This window comes from Pseudomonas sp. LW8, from assembly GCF_041956865.1.
Classification (GTDB): domain Bacteria; phylum Pseudomonadota; class Gammaproteobacteria; order Pseudomonadales; family Pseudomonadaceae; genus Aquipseudomonas; species Aquipseudomonas siliginis.
In genome coordinates this window covers 1,692,696-1,706,382 of the sequence record NZ_CP168138.1, presented here as the reverse complement: position 1 = coordinate 1,706,382, position 13,687 = coordinate 1,692,696, and the positions used below count along the sequence as shown (strand labels likewise).

Annotated in this window: 11 protein-coding genes; 9 read left to right on the top strand and 2 right to left on the bottom strand. The window is 59.5% G+C overall.

The window, feature by feature from the left end:
• Positions 1-242: 242 nt before the first annotated feature.
• Entirely contained in the window at positions 243-1,577 is a 1,335-nt protein-coding gene (locus AB9L16_RS07755) for an amidohydrolase (RefSeq protein WP_375123318.1), read from the top strand.
• A 544-nt stretch (positions 1,578-2,121) separates the two neighbouring features.
• On the opposite strand, the gene phnR is transcribed toward AB9L16_RS07755, so the two are convergent.
• On the bottom strand, positions 2,122-2,835 hold the full coding sequence (gene phnR / locus AB9L16_RS07750) for a phosphonate utilization transcriptional regulator PhnR (RefSeq protein ID WP_236169468.1): 714 nt from the start codon (positions 2,833-2,835) through the stop codon (positions 2,122-2,124).
• Between the two features lie 349 nt (positions 2,836-3,184).
• On the opposite strand from phnR, the gene AB9L16_RS07745 reads away from it, so the two are divergent.
• From AB9L16_RS07745 to AB9L16_RS07720, 6 genes are all read left to right on the top strand, one after another.
• Positions 3,185-4,252, top strand: a complete 1,068-nt coding sequence (locus tag AB9L16_RS07745) for an ABC transporter substrate-binding protein (protein ID WP_150638735.1) — start codon at positions 3,185-3,187, stop codon at positions 4,250-4,252.
• Positions 4,253-4,385: 133 nt separating this feature from the next.
• On the top strand, positions 4,386-5,192 hold the full coding sequence (locus AB9L16_RS07740) for an alkaline phosphatase family protein (protein WP_243241646.1): 807 nt from the start codon (positions 4,386-4,388) through the stop codon (positions 5,190-5,192).
• Positions 5,193-5,197: 5 nt separating this feature from the next.
• A complete protein-coding gene (locus tag AB9L16_RS07735; RefSeq protein WP_161984092.1) occupies positions 5,198-6,034 on the top strand; it encodes an ABC transporter permease subunit in 837 nt (278 codons plus the stop codon).
• Entirely contained in the window at positions 6,021-6,821 is an 801-nt protein-coding gene (locus tag AB9L16_RS07730; protein WP_016773742.1) for an ABC transporter permease, read from the top strand. Before AB9L16_RS07735 ends, AB9L16_RS07730 begins: the two co-directional genes overlap by 14 nt.
• Positions 6,818-7,807, top strand: a complete 990-nt coding sequence (locus tag AB9L16_RS07725) for an ABC transporter ATP-binding protein (RefSeq protein WP_073472631.1) — start codon at positions 6,818-6,820, stop codon at positions 7,805-7,807. Before AB9L16_RS07730 ends, AB9L16_RS07725 begins: the two co-directional genes overlap by 4 nt.
• A gap of 34 nt (positions 7,808-7,841) precedes the next feature.
• A complete protein-coding gene (locus tag AB9L16_RS07720; protein WP_095180777.1) occupies positions 7,842-8,495 on the top strand; it encodes an HAD family phosphatase in 654 nt (217 codons plus the stop codon).
• A gap of 96 nt (positions 8,496-8,591) precedes the next feature.
• Here the strand turns inward: AB9L16_RS07720 and AB9L16_RS07715 are convergent, their stop codons facing one another.
• Positions 8,592-9,554, bottom strand: a complete 963-nt coding sequence (locus AB9L16_RS07715) for a zinc-binding dehydrogenase (protein ID WP_150638745.1) — start codon at positions 9,552-9,554, stop codon at positions 8,592-8,594.
• A 138-nt stretch (positions 9,555-9,692) separates the two neighbouring features.
• Here AB9L16_RS07715 and AB9L16_RS07710 point away from each other — a divergent pair, with 138 nt between their 5' ends.
• Both AB9L16_RS07710 and AB9L16_RS07705 read left to right on the top strand, forming a co-directional pair.
• Positions 9,693-11,777, top strand: a complete 2,085-nt coding sequence (locus AB9L16_RS07710; RefSeq protein ID WP_177434207.1) for a carboxy terminal-processing peptidase — start codon at positions 9,693-9,695, stop codon at positions 11,775-11,777.
• Between the two features lie 118 nt (positions 11,778-11,895).
• Entirely contained in the window at positions 11,896-13,674 is a 1,779-nt protein-coding gene (locus AB9L16_RS07705) for a bifunctional diguanylate cyclase/phosphodiesterase (RefSeq protein WP_375123317.1), read from the top strand.
• Positions 13,675-13,687: the final 13 nt, after the last annotated feature.

Below are 13,687 nucleotides of genomic sequence, written 5' to 3'. Positions count from 1 at the left end.
ACGTGACCGGCACCTGGAGAAATTTATGGAAATAGATGTTGTGCGGTGCGGTACATGGTTATCGCCCGCGTTTTATCTGTCACGCCGGACGGAACTGATAAAGCGGTAGGAGTTTTCGCTGATAACTTATGCTCAAACGTAAATCTGTCGGAGCGCATAGCGCTTTCCGGACCCGATCGCACTTGCGTGCAAAGCCTTTGTCACAGGCAAGGAAGCCAACAACAATAATCAAGGAGAAGCCCATGCAACTGACGCGCATTGCCCAGACCCTTTTGCTCACCCTGGTCGCCAGCCACGCCAGCGCCGAGACGATGGACAGCGCCCGCACACGCATCGCCGAGCAGGCGCAGAAGCTCGAACCGGAGCTGCTGGAAACCCGCCGCGACCTTCACGCTCATCCGGAGCTCGGCAACACCGAAAAACGCACCGCTGAACTGGTCGCCAAACAGCTGCAAGCCATGGGTCTGGAAGTGAAAACCGGCGTCGCCCGCACCGGCGTGGTCGCCATTCTCAAAGGCGCCCTGCCCGGCCCGACCGTGGCCCTGCGCGCCGACATGGACGCGCTGCCGGTCAAGGAAATCTCCGACTTGCCGTTCGCTTCGAAAGCCAAAGGCACGTATCTCGACAAGGAAGTCGACGTCATGCACGCCTGCGGCCACGACGCCCACACCGCAATCCTGCTCAGCGCAGCGAAAATTCTGACCGGCATGCGCGACACCCTGCCCGGCACCGTGGTGTTCTACTTCCAGCCCGCCGAGGAAGGCCCGAGCGACTTCATTCCCGACGGCAAAAACACCTGGGGCGCGAAGATGATGGTCGAGGAAGGCGTAATGAAATCGCTGAAACCAGACGCAGTGTTCGGGCTGCACGTCTGGGCCGGCGTCCCCGCCGGCCAGATCGCCTACCGCCCCGGCCCGACCCTGGCCAGCTCCGACGACCTGCGCATCAAGATCCACGGCAAACAAACCCACGCCGGCCGCCCCTGGGACGGCATCGATCCGATCACCGTCGGCGCGCAAACCATCGTCGGCCTGCAAACCGTGGTGAGCCGCCGCACCGACATTTCCTCTTACCCGTCGGTGGTCAGCATCGGCACCATCAACGGCGGCACCCGCTACAACATCATCCCCGAATCACTCGACATGACCGGCACCATCCGCTCCTACGACTACGGCATCCGCCAGAAACTGCACAGCGACGTACGCCAGACCATCGAGAAAATCGCCGAAAGCGGCGGCGCCAAAGCCGACGTCACCATCATCGAAAAATACGACCCGACGATTAACAACCCTGCACTAACCGAGAAAATGCTGCCGACATTGAAGTGGGCGGCCAAGGATGATGTGGTGCAGGGACCGCTGGTGGGTGGGGCGGAAGATTTCTCGTTCTTCGCCAAGGAAGCGCCGGGACTGTTTGTGTTTCTTGGAGTGACCCCGAGGGACCAGGACATGAGCAAAGCCGCGCCGAATCACAATCCGGGGTTCTTTGTGGATGAGTCGGCGCTGGTGGTTGGGGTGAGGACACTGGCGTCGTTGGCGACGGATTATCTGTATGGGAATGCGGCGGTGGGCAAGTAGGAAGGGGTGACTGTGGGGGCGCTTTCGCGAGCAGACTCGCTCCCACAGGGATTAAGTACATCCGACAGAGATTGGTCGGCTGACAGGCCGCCTTCGCGAGCAGGCTCGCTTCCCACAGAAAAGCGAAAGCAAAAACAAAAGATCGCAGCCTTCGGCAGCTCCTACACACGATGAGCGTTAGCTCGAGCACCGCTTTTGATCTTGATCTCGGAGCCCGTCGGCAGGCTGAGTGGAGGGATTGATCCGGGCGTGGGAGCGCAGCGACCGTACGACGCAGTCGTACACAGCGAGTGTAGGTGCAGCGAAGCAAACCGGAGCCGCTGCGCCAGGATCGATCCCGCAGCGAAGGAATCCCGAGCCCCAGCGAGCGGGCCGAACGTCAGGGCGCAGCCTTTTGGTTACTTTTTGCTGGGCCGGCATTCCGGCGTTTGAAAAAGTGACCCGCCGTAAGGGCGGAACCATAAGAAGCCGTTACCGCAGCAACGGATATTCACCCAAACCCCCAAAACCTGGTCGGCCCAAAGGCCGCCAAGGTCAAAAAAGATCAAACCACATCAACCCCTACGTGAATCGCATCATGCCGCCAAAACTCCAGATCACAATCAATCAGCCGCCCATGCTGATCATAATTGACCCGAGCAATCCTCAATCCCGGACTCCCCACCGACACCCGCAAAGCCGCCGCCGCATCGACAGATAAAGACGTAGGCACAATCTCAAACCGCACCCGCCCATAGTGCAAATCGAAATGCCGCGCATACAACTCAGTGATCGACTGATTCAAATCAAACTCAAGAATCCCCGGAAAAAACTGCGGATTCAGGTAGTGCTCGACATACAACACCAGTCGGCCATCAATCCGCCGCGAGCGGCAAATCTGGATCACGCTCGACAACGCCGGCAGCTGCAACCACGCACACACCGCCGCCGACGCCGGCTGCAACCGCGCCGAAATCACCTCGGTCGACGGCTCACGCCCCTGCGCACTGACCATCGCGTGAAAATGACTGCGCTGCATCAGGTTGTACGCCAGACGCGGCGGCGACACGAACCAGCCGCGCCGCTCCTCACGATAAATCTGCCCTTGCGCCTCCAATTGCAACAGCGCTTCACGCACAGTGATCCGCGTCGTCCCGAACAACTCGCTGAGCTTGCGTTCAGCGGGCAACTTGCTCCCGGCCCCCAGCAAACCATGATCGATCTGCTCCTGCAGCACCTGGCCAATCGCTGTCACCGCTTTCGTTGCCTCATCGCGCATCAACGTTACCTATCTGGACTAGACCAGCACTGTTTCAGGGCAAATCCGGGCGCTGCTCAGAGCGCTTTCGTGTGTTGCAAGCCTAGGCAGTGCAGATGACCGACAGATGACAAAACTACCCAACGGTCGTTTTCACGGCTTGCAATACATCGGCCAAGTCCCTTGCTTATCGGGCCTGCGTCATGGTCTACGCTTGTTTGGCAACGGCCAATCCCGGGCGGAGAAAAGATCAGCCATAAGGCCATCGACATCAAAATGTCATCCAGCCCGCCTAAATTGGCTCAGGTATTGCTGACCTAGACCAACACAACCGCAATCGCAGCGTTGAACACGACCAAGGAGCTTCGGAATGAAACAGCTTTTCCTGGCAACACTGTTAGGCTCGACCATTGCAATGTGCAGCGCCGCCATGGCGGCCGACACCGATCTGAAAACCCTCGAAGCCGCTGCGAAAGCGGAAGGCGCCGTCAACAGCGTCGGCATGCCCGATGACTGGGCCAACTGGAAAGGCACCTGGGAAGACCTGGCCAAGAAATACGGCCTGAAACACATCGACACCGACATGAGCTCGGCCCAGGAAATCGCCAAATTCGCAGCTGAAAAAGACAACGCCACCGCCGATATCGGCGACGTCGGTGCTGCCTTCGGCCCGATCGCGGTCAAGCAAGGCGTGGTGCAACCGTACAAGCCAAGCACTTGGGATCAGATTCCGGACTGGGCCAAGGACAAGGACGGCAACTGGGCACTGGCCTACACCGGCACCATCGCCTTCATCGTCAACAAGAAGCTGCTGAACGGCTCCGACGTGCCGACCAAATGGGCTGACCTGAAAACCGGTAAATACAAAGTCTCCATCGGCGACGTGAGCACTGCTGCCCAGGCCGCCAACGGTGTCCTCGCTGCCGCACTGGCCAATGGCGGTGACGAGAAAAACATCAAGCCTGCACTGCTGTTGTTCGCCGACCTCGCCAAACAGGGTCGTCTGTCGATGGCCAACCCGACCATCGCCACTATGGAAAAAGGCGAGATTGAAGTCGGCGTGGTCTGGGACTTCAATGGCCTGAGCTACAAAGCCAAGATGGCCAACCCGGATGATTACGTAGTGCTGATTCCATCCGACGGCTCGGTGATTTCCGGCTACACCACGATCATCAACAAGTACGCGAAAAACCCCAATGCCGCCAAGCTGACGCGCGAATATATCTTCAGCGACGCCGGCCAGACCAACCTCGCCCGCGGCAACGCCCGGCCGATCCGCGCCGAACACCTGCAACTGCCGGAAGACGTGAAAGCCAAACTGCTGCCGAACGAGCAATACAAAAACGTTACGCCAGTCAAGGACGCCGACGCGTGGGAAAAGACCTCCAAAGCCCTGCCGCAGCAGTGGAACGAAGAAGTCATCGTAGAGATGAAGTAATCCTTCATCTGTAGGAGCTGCCGAAGGCTGCGATCTTTTGATCTTGCCCTTTAAAAGCAACATCGAAAGATCGCAGCGTCCGGCAGCTCCGACACAGATTGGTTCCAGATTTGTTTTCGGAGTTCTTGCCCCTATGAAGCACAACGTCATCCTTGTCGTGCTCGACGGCCTCAACTACGAGGTTGCGTGTCACGCCATGGGGCATCTGCAGGCTTATGTTGGCGCAGGACGCGCGGCGCTCTATCAACTGGAGTGCGAATTGCCCGCCCTGTCCCGACCGCTTTACGAATGTATCCTCACCGGCGTGCCACCGATCGGCAGCGGCATCGTCCACAACAATGTCTCGCGCTTGTCCAACCAGCGCAGCATCTATCACTACGCCCGCGATGCCGGGCTGAAAACCGCCGCTGCGGCGTATCACTGGGTCAGCGAGTTGTATAACCGCTCACCGTTCGTGGCCGCGCGCGACCGCCACACCGACGATCCGACATTGCCGATCCAGCACGGGCATTTCTACTGGAACGACCATTATCCGGATTCGCACCTGTTCGCCGACGCGGAGAACCTGCGCCTGCGTCATGCGCCGGATTTCCTCCTGATCCACCCGATGAACATCGACGACGCCGGGCACAAGCACGGCCTCGACAGCGCGCAATACCGCAACAGCGCGCGCTCGGCTGACGTCATCCTCGCCGACTATCTGCAGAGCTGGCTCGACGCTGGTTATCAGGTGCTGGTGACCGCCGACCACGGCATGAACAACGATCGCTCGCACAACGGCCTGCTGGCGGAAGAACGTCAGGTGCCGCTGTTCGTCCTCGGCGAGGCGTTCAGCCTCAACCCTGATGTCACACCGAAGCAGACCGAGCTCTGCGGCACGGTTTGCGAGCTGCTCGGCGTGCCCCACGACAAACCTGTGTGCCGGGAGCTGCTCAAGTGAATGCCATGAATCGCGGCAAATGGCTCGCGGCGCTGTGTCTGGTGCCCTTCGCGCTGTTCTTTATCGTTTTCGAAATCGCCCCGCTGGTCTGGGTGATGATCAACAGCCTGCAATCGGAAGAGTCCGGCTGGGGCCTGGCCAATTTCAGCAAGATCTTCGGTTCGAAGTTCTATCGGCAGGCAATCCAGTACAGCCTGGAGATCAGTTTCTGGTCGAGCGTATTCGGCATCATCATCGCCGTGCTTGGTGCGTATTCACTACGCCGCGTCGATTCGAAGCTGCGCAACTTCGTGAATGCCTTCGCCAACATGACCAGCAATTTTGCCGGCGTGCCGCTGGCGTTCGCGTTCATCATCCTGCTCGGTTTCAACGGCAGCATCACCATCATGCTCAAGCAGTCGGGGATCATTCAGGACTTCAACCTGTATTCGAAAACCGGCCTGATCATCCTCTACACCTATTTCCAGATTCCCCTCGGCGTGCTGCTGCTCTATCCGGCTTTCGACGCTCTGCGTGAAGACTGGCGCGAGTCCGCCGCACTGCTCGGCGCCAACGGCTGGCAGTTCTGGCGGCACATCGGCCTGCCGGTGTTGACCCCGGCGTTGCTCGGCACGTTCGTGATCCTGCTGGCCAACGCCCTCGGCGCCTACGCCACGGTTTATGCGCTGACCACCGGCAACTTCAACGTTCTGCCGATCCGTATTGCGGCGATGGTCTCCGGCGACATTTCCCTTGACCCGAACCTGGCCAGCGCGCTGGCGGTGGTGCTCGTGGCGCTGATGACCATTGTCACCGTCGTGCATCAATTGCTGTTGAAGAGGAGCTACCATGTCTCGCGCTGAATCCGGCCCGGCCGGCCTCTACCACCGCGTCGTGGTCTATCTGCTGTTCGCCATCCTGTTGTTGCCGCTGCTGGGCACGCTGGTCTATTCGATCGCCAGCAGTTGGTCGGCGACCATTCTGCCGAGCGGCTTCACCTTCAAGTGGTACATCCAGTTGTGGAGCGATCCGCGCTTTCTCCACGCATTCGGGCAGTCGCTGATCGTCTGTGTCGGCGCGCTGGTGTTATCGGTGGTGCTGATCCTGCCGCTGCTGTTTGTCGTGCATTACTACTTTCCGAAACTCGATGCGCTGATGAACATCCTCATCCTGCTGCCCTTCGCGGTGCCGCCGGTGGTGTCCTCGGTGGGGCTGCTGCAGCTCTACGGTTCCGGGCCGATGGCGATGGTCGGCACACCGTGGATTCTGATCGGCTGCTACTTCACCGTAGCGCTGCCGTTCATGTACCGCGCGATCACCAACAACCTGCAAGCGATCAACCTGCGCGACCTGATGGACGCCGCGCAACTGCTCGGCGCCAGCACCTTTCAAGCGGCGTTTCTGGTGGTGCTGCCGAACTTGCGCAAAGGCCTGATGGTGGCGCTGCTACTGTCTTTCTCGTTCCTCTTCGGTGAGTTCGTGTTCGCCAACATTCTCGTCGGCACCCGCTACGAAACCTTGCAGGTGTACCTGAACAACATGCGCAACAGCAGCGGTCACTTCACCAGTGCGCTGGTCATTTCGTATTTCTTTTTCGTGCTGGTCCTGACCTGGATCGCCAACATCTTGAACAAGGACAAAAGCGAATGAGCTACGTCAGCGTCCAACACCTGCAGAAAAGTTATGCCGGCACCACGGTGTTCAGCGACATCGATTGCGAAATCAACAAAGGCGAGTTCGTCACCCTGCTCGGCCCGTCCGGGTGCGGCAAGTCGACTTTGCTGCGTTGCATCGCCGGCCTGACCCCGGTGGATGGCGGCAAGATCCTCCTCGACGGTGTCGACCTCGTGCCGTTGAGCCCACAGAAACGTGGCATCGGTATGGTCTTTCAAAGCTACGCGCTATTCCCCAACATGACCGTCGAACAGAACGTCGCCTTCGGCCTGCGCATGCAAAAGGTCAACGCCGATGACAGCCACAAGCGCGTCTCTGAAGTGTTGAAACTGGTTGAACTGCACGACTTCGCCAGCCGCTATCCGCATCAACTGTCAGGTGGGCAGTGCCAACGTGTCGCCCTCGCCCGGTCGCTGGTGACCCGCCCGCGCTTGTTGCTGCTGGATGAGCCGCTGTCGGCGCTCGACGCACGGATTCGCAAACACCTGCGCGAACAGATTCGTCAGATCCAGCGCGAACTCGGCCTGACCACGATCTTCGTCACCCACGATCAGGAAGAAGCGCTGACCATGTCGGACCGGATTTTCCTGATGAACCAGGGAAAGATCGTCCAGAGCGGCGACGCCGAAACCCTCTACACCGCTCCGGTCGATGTATTCGCCGCCGGCTTCATCGGCAACTACAACCTGCTCGACGCAGATGCCGCCTCGAAGCTGTTGCAACGGCCGGTCAACCATCGCATCGCCATCCGCCCGGAAGCCATCGAACTGAGCCTTGACGGCGAACTCGACGCGCAGATCCGCAGCCACAGCCTGCTCGGCAACGTCATTCGCTATCGCGTCGAAGCGCGCGGGGTGGAACTGGTGGTCGACGTACTCAACCGCTCCGCCGCCGATCTGCATCCCGACGGACAACGCCTGGCACTTTCCATCGATCCGACGGCCCTGTGTGAGGTAGCCTGATGACTTTGCTGACGTTGAAGAGAGAACTGCACTGATGGCCCTGGCAATTTTTGATCTGGACGAAACGTTGATCCACGGCGACTGCGCCACCCTCTGGAGCGAGCAGATGGGGCGCCTGGGCTGGGTCGATCCCGAGTCGTTCATGCGCAAGAACAACGAACTGATGGACGCCTACAGCCATGGCAAATTACGCATGGAAGATTACATGGCGTTCAGCCTCGAACCGCTGATCGGCCGTACGCCAGAAGAAGTCGAGCACCTGGTCGGGCCGTGGGTTGAAGACTTTATCGAACCGATCATCTTCAGCGACGCGACCAAAACCATCGCCGCGCACCGCAAGGCCGGCGACCGGATTCTGGTGATCTCGGCGTCGGGCACGCACCTGGTCAGACCGATTGCCGATCGACTCGGCATCGACGAGATTCTAGGGATTGAACTGGAAGTCGCGCACGGCGTTTACAGCGGCCATACCGTGGGCACGTTGACCTACCGCGAAGGCAAGATCACTCGCCTGCTGGAATGGCTGGACGCCGAAGAAGAAAACCTCGAGGGCGCGAGTTTCTATTCCGATTCGCGCAATGACTTGCCGCTGCTGTTGAAAGTGGATTTTCCACACGTGGTCAATCCGGATCCGGTGCTACTCGAGCACGCGGAAAAATCCGGCTGGCCGATCCACCTCTGGAAATAAAAGCAAAAGATCGCAGCCTTCGGCAGCTCCTACTTTTGGAATGCGTGCCTCTGTAGGAGCTGCCGAAGGCTGCGATCTTTTGACCTTGCTTTGCTGTCAGCTCAAACCCTCATTGATCACCAACACCAACTTGCCCGCCACCGTATTGCTCGCCAGTTCGGCAAACGCTGCTTCGGCATCCTTCACCGCAAAGGCTCTGGCCAATTGCGGACGCAAGCGGCCCTCGGCAAACAGCGGCCACACATGCTGGCCCAGATCACTGAGCAGATCGGCCTTGAATTGATCGCTACGGCTGCGCAACGTCGAACCGAGCAGTTGCACACGCTTGGCCAACACCTGCGCCAGATCCATCTTCGCCTCGCGCCCGCCCATCAAACCGATCAGCACCCAACGTCCGTCCAGCGCCATCAGCTTGAGGTTCAGCGCCGCATAATTGCCGCCCACCGGGTCGAGAATCACATCGAACGGCCCGAAGTCGCGCAGACTTTCAATTTCATCGGTGCGCACCACGCCGCCCTGCGCACCCAATGCTTCGCAGTAAGCCAGGCGTTCGGCGGAACCGACGCTGACCCAGCAAGGGTTACCGAAGGCTTTGCACAGCTGAATGGCGGCTGAACCGATTCCACTTGCGCCGGCGTGCAGGAGAATTTTCTCACCGGGTTTCAGCGCTGCAAGTTGAAACACATTCAGCCAGACGGTGGCGTACACCTCGGGCAATGCCGCCGCCTCGATCAGCGAAACACCTTCGGGCACGGGCAGTACATGCCGTCCGTCGACGACCACCTCTTCAGCCATGCCGCCCCCGGCCAACAAGGCGCAAACCCGGTCGCCAACCTGCCAGGACGAGCCCGCGCCGACCTCGCTGATCACCCCGGAGCACTCAAGACCAAGCACTTGGCTGGCCCCGGGTGGTGGCGGATAAAGCCCTGCTTTCTGTAATAAATCGGCGCGATTGAGGCCGGCTGCCGCCACCCGGATGCGGACTTGTCCTACATCGCACGTCGGACTCGGCTCTTCAACCCATGCCACTTGACCTTCAACGCCTTGCAATGCCTTCACACTGCCTCCATAGTGAGTCTGGACTGAGCCCGAAGCTGTAGCGCCGGGCTTTTTGCATTATGCGACCGGCTCTCAAAGAACCGGCGACTTCAAAGACGGCCTAATATGCGTTATCAATTGTCCCCGCGTCGAATCAGCATGAAGCATCTGCTCCCCAGCACCGCCCTCGCTCTTTTCATCGGTATCGGCCTGTTGCCGGTGTCGGGCACCACATTCGCAGCCAACAGCTGGGACAAGTTGCAGCCTGATCGCGATGAAGTCATCGCCAGCCTGAACGTCGTCGAGTTGCTCAAGCGTCACCACTACAGCAAGCCGCCGCTCGATGATGCGCGCTCGGTGATCATCTACGACAGCTACATCAAGCTGCTCGACCCGTCGCGCAGCTATTTCATGGCCAGCGACATCGCCGAATTCGACAAGTGGAAGACCCAGTTCGACGACTTCCTCAAAAGCGGCGACCTCAACGCCGGGTTCACCATCTACAAGCGCTATCTGGACCGCGTCAAAGCGCGTCTGGACTTCGCCCTTGCCGAGCTGAACAAAGGCGTCGACAAGATGGACTTCAACACCAAGGAGACCTTGCTGATCGATCGCAAGGACGCGCCTTGGCTCAAGTCCACCGCGGAACTCGACGACCTCTGGCGCAAACGCGTCAAGGACGAAGTGCTGCGCCAGAAGATCGCCGGCAAAGACCCGAAGCAGATCCAGGAAACCCTGACCAAGCGCTACAAGAATCAGCTGGCGCGCCTCGACCAGACCCGTGCCGAGGACATTTTCCAGGCGTACATCAACACCTTCGCCATGTCCTACGACCCGCACACCAACTATCTGTCGCCGGATAACGCGGAAAACTTCGACATCAACATGAGTCTGTCCCTCGAGGGCATCGGTGCCGTGTTGCAGAGCGACAACGATCAAGTGAAGGTCGTGCGTCTGGTGCCGGCAGGCCCGGCGGACAAGACCAAGCAGGTCGCTCCGGCCGACAAGATCATCGGCGTTGCCCAGGGCAACAAGGAAATGGTCGACGTGGTCGGCTGGCGTCTGGACGAAGTGGTCAAATTGATTCGCGGTCCTAAAGGCACCGTGGTGCGTCTGGAAGTCATTCCGGCGAGCAATGCGCCGAACGACCAGACCACCAAGATCGTGCCGATCACCCGTGAAGCGGTGAAGCTCGAAGATCAGGCCGTGAAGAAGTCGATTCTCAGCCTGAAACAGGACGGCAAGGACTACAAACTTGGCGTGATCGAGATCCCGGCCTTCTACCTCGACTTCAAGGCATTCCGTGCCGGCGATCCGGACTACAAGAGCACCACTCGCGACGTCAAGAAGCTGCTGACCGAGCTGCAGAAGGACAAAGTCGACGGCGTGGTGATCGACCTGCGCAACAACGGCGGCGGCTCCCTGCAGGAAGCCACCGAGCTGACCAGCCTGTTCATCGACAAAGGTCCGACCGTACTCGTGCGTAACGCCGACGGCCGTGTCGACGTGCTCGAAGATGAAAACCCGGGCGCGTTCTACAAAGGCCCGATGGCGCTGCTGGTCAACCGCCTGTCCGCCTCGGCCTCGGAGATCTTCGCCGGCGCCATGCAGGACTACCACCGCGCGCTGATCATCGGCGGCCAGACTTTCGGTAAAGGCACCGTGCAAACCATTCAGCCGCTGAACCATGGCGAACTGAAACTGACCCTGGCCAAGTTCTACCGCGTCTCCGGGCAGAGCACCCAGCATCAGGGCGTGCTGCCGGACATCGACTACCCGTCGCTGATCGACACCAAGGAAATTGGCGAAAGCGCCCTGCCGGAAGCCATGCCGTGGGACACCATTCGCGCGGCGATCAAGCCGGCGGCCGATCCGTTCAAGCCGTTCCTCGCCCAGTTGAAGTCCGAACATGACTCGCGCACCAACAAGGATGCCGAGTTCGTGTTCATCCGCGACAAGCTGGCCCTGGCGCAGAAACTGATGGAAGAAAAAACCGTCAGCCTCAACGAAGCCGATCGTCGTGCCCAGCACGCCGACATCGACGCCAAGCAACTGGCGATGGAGAACATCCGTCGCAAGGCCAAAGGCGAAGAACCGCTCAAAGAGCTGAAGAAAGAAGACGAAGACGCACTGGCCGCTGCCGAGCCGGACAAGGTCAAACCGGAAGACGATGCCTACCTGAGCGAAACCGGGCGCGTACTGCTGGATTACCTGAAACTGAGCAATCAGGTGGCCAAGAAGTAAGTGATGGCAATTTAGTGCTGACGATCCCCGGATCGTCATCAAACAGTCATCATTCTGTCGTGCAATAAAGGACCGGGAGCAAGCGCTCCCGGTCCTTTTTTTATCGCCAGAGACTGCCATGACCACGACCGAACAGCTGAGCGCCTTGAGCTCGATCCTGACTCAAAGCGGTTTACACAGCCTGTTCCAGCCGATCATCTGTCTTTCCGAACGCCGCATTCTCGGTTACGAAGCCCTCACCCGTGGCCCGTCCAACAGCCCTCTTCACTCTCCGATTGCCCTGTTCGCCGTGGCGCGACAGGCTGGTCGATTGAGTGAACTGGAAATCGCCTGCCGACAAAGCGCCTGCCGACGGTTCAATGAGCAGCAACTGCCGGGCAAGCTGTTCCTTAACGTGTCTCCAGAATCCTTGCTCGAAGCCGCGCACCAACCCGGGCGTACGTTGCAACTGCTGCAGGACTTGGGCATTGCGCCGAGCCAAGTGGTCATCGAGCTCACCGAGCAGACGCCAATCGATGACTTCCAGTTGCTGCAAACCGCCCTGTATCACTACCGGGCGATGGGTTTTTCCATTGCGCTGGACGACTTGGGCGCAGGGTATTCGAGCCTGCGCCTGTGGTCGGAATTGCGTCCGGATTACGTGAAGATCGACCGGCACTTCATTGATGGCATTCATCAGGATGCGTTGAAAAGAGAGTTTGTCGGTTCGATTCTGCAAATTGCCAAAGCCTCGCGCGCGCAAGTCATCGCCGAGGGCATCGAGCTACCGGAAGAACTCGCGGTGCTGACTGAAATGGGCGTCGACCTGGTGCAGGGCTACCTGCTCGGCCGCCCTCAGGAACATCCGTCCCGCGACGCTCGCGCGATGATGCCCAAACACGACAGCAGCGCCGTCGCACTGAATGACGAAGGCAGCGACCTCAGCGCCCTGCTCAACGACCAGCCCGCCGTGCAACGCGATACGCCCACCGCGACGGTACTGGAAGCCTTTCGCCGCCAGGCCAACCTCAATTCGCTCGCGGTGCTCGACGAACAAGGCCAGCCCTGCGGCATCGTCCATCGCCACTCGCTGTCGGACGCACTGCTCAAACCGTTTGCCACCGATCTGTTCGCGCGCAAACCGATCAGCCGCCTGATGAACGATGATTTCCTCGCCGTGGAAATCAGCCAGTCGCTGCAGCAAGTCAGCCGCCTGATCACCAGCCGCGCCCGCCAGCGCATCGAAGAAGACTTCATCATCACCCTCAACGGCGGTTATCTAGGCCTCGGCCGAGTGATCGACGTGCTGAAACTGATCACCGAACTGAAAATCCAGCAGGCGCGCTACGCCAATCCCCTCACCCTGCTGCCGGGCAACGTACCGATCCAGCAGTGCCTCACCCGCCTGCTGCAACAGGCCCGCGAATCGATCATCTGCTACGTCGACATTGACAGCTTCAAACCCTTCAACGACATCTACGGCTACGGTCGCGGCGACGAAGTCCTGCTCTGCCTCGCGCAATGCCTCAACGAACGCATCGACCCCACCCGCGACTTTGTCGGTCACATAGGCGGCGACGACTTCCTCCTCGTCCTCGGCCCCGAAGACTGGCGCAAACGCCTCAACCAACTGCTCGACGATTTCCAAAGCCAATGCCGCCGCTTCTATCGGCCTGAACACCTTGAGGCGGGATGTTTTATTGCGCCGAATCGCCAGGGTGTGCGGCAGGAGTTTGCGTTGTTGTCGTTATCGATCGGGGTGGTGCATTTGCGACCTGAAGCTTGTGCAGCGCTTGATGCCAGCCAGCTTGCGGAGATGGCTTCGCAGGCTAAGCATCATGCGAAGGGGGTTGTGGGGTTTAGTGTGTATTTGCTCGATCCTACTGCGTCTCCAAAGGCATCACAGTTAGTCGGTTAAACTCGACGTAGTA

Coding starts and splice junctions, on each gene's coding strand:
- AB9L16_RS07725 (WP_073472631.1), top strand. CDS start 6,818: ATGAGCTACGTCAGCGTCCAACACCTGCAGAAAAGTTATGCCGGCACC.
- AB9L16_RS07735 (WP_161984092.1), top strand. CDS start 5,198: ATGAATCGCGGCAAATGGCTCGCGGCGCTGTGTCTGGTGCCCTTCGCG.
- AB9L16_RS07745 (WP_150638735.1), top strand. CDS start 3,185: ATGAAACAGCTTTTCCTGGCAACACTGTTAGGCTCGACCATTGCAATG.
- AB9L16_RS07710 (WP_177434207.1), top strand. CDS start 9,693: ATGAAGCATCTGCTCCCCAGCACCGCCCTCGCTCTTTTCATCGGTATC.
- phnR (WP_236169468.1), bottom strand. CDS start 2,835: ATGCGCGATGAGGCAACGAAAGCGGTGACAGCGATTGGCCAGGTGCTG.
- AB9L16_RS07720 (WP_095180777.1), top strand. CDS start 7,842: ATGGCCCTGGCAATTTTTGATCTGGACGAAACGTTGATCCACGGCGAC.
- AB9L16_RS07755 (WP_375123318.1), top strand. CDS start 243: ATGCAACTGACGCGCATTGCCCAGACCCTTTTGCTCACCCTGGTCGCC.
- AB9L16_RS07740 (WP_243241646.1), top strand. CDS start 4,386: ATGAAGCACAACGTCATCCTTGTCGTGCTCGACGGCCTCAACTACGAG.
- AB9L16_RS07730 (WP_016773742.1), top strand. CDS start 6,021: ATGTCTCGCGCTGAATCCGGCCCGGCCGGCCTCTACCACCGCGTCGTG.
- AB9L16_RS07705 (WP_375123317.1), top strand. CDS start 11,896: ATGACCACGACCGAACAGCTGAGCGCCTTGAGCTCGATCCTGACTCAA.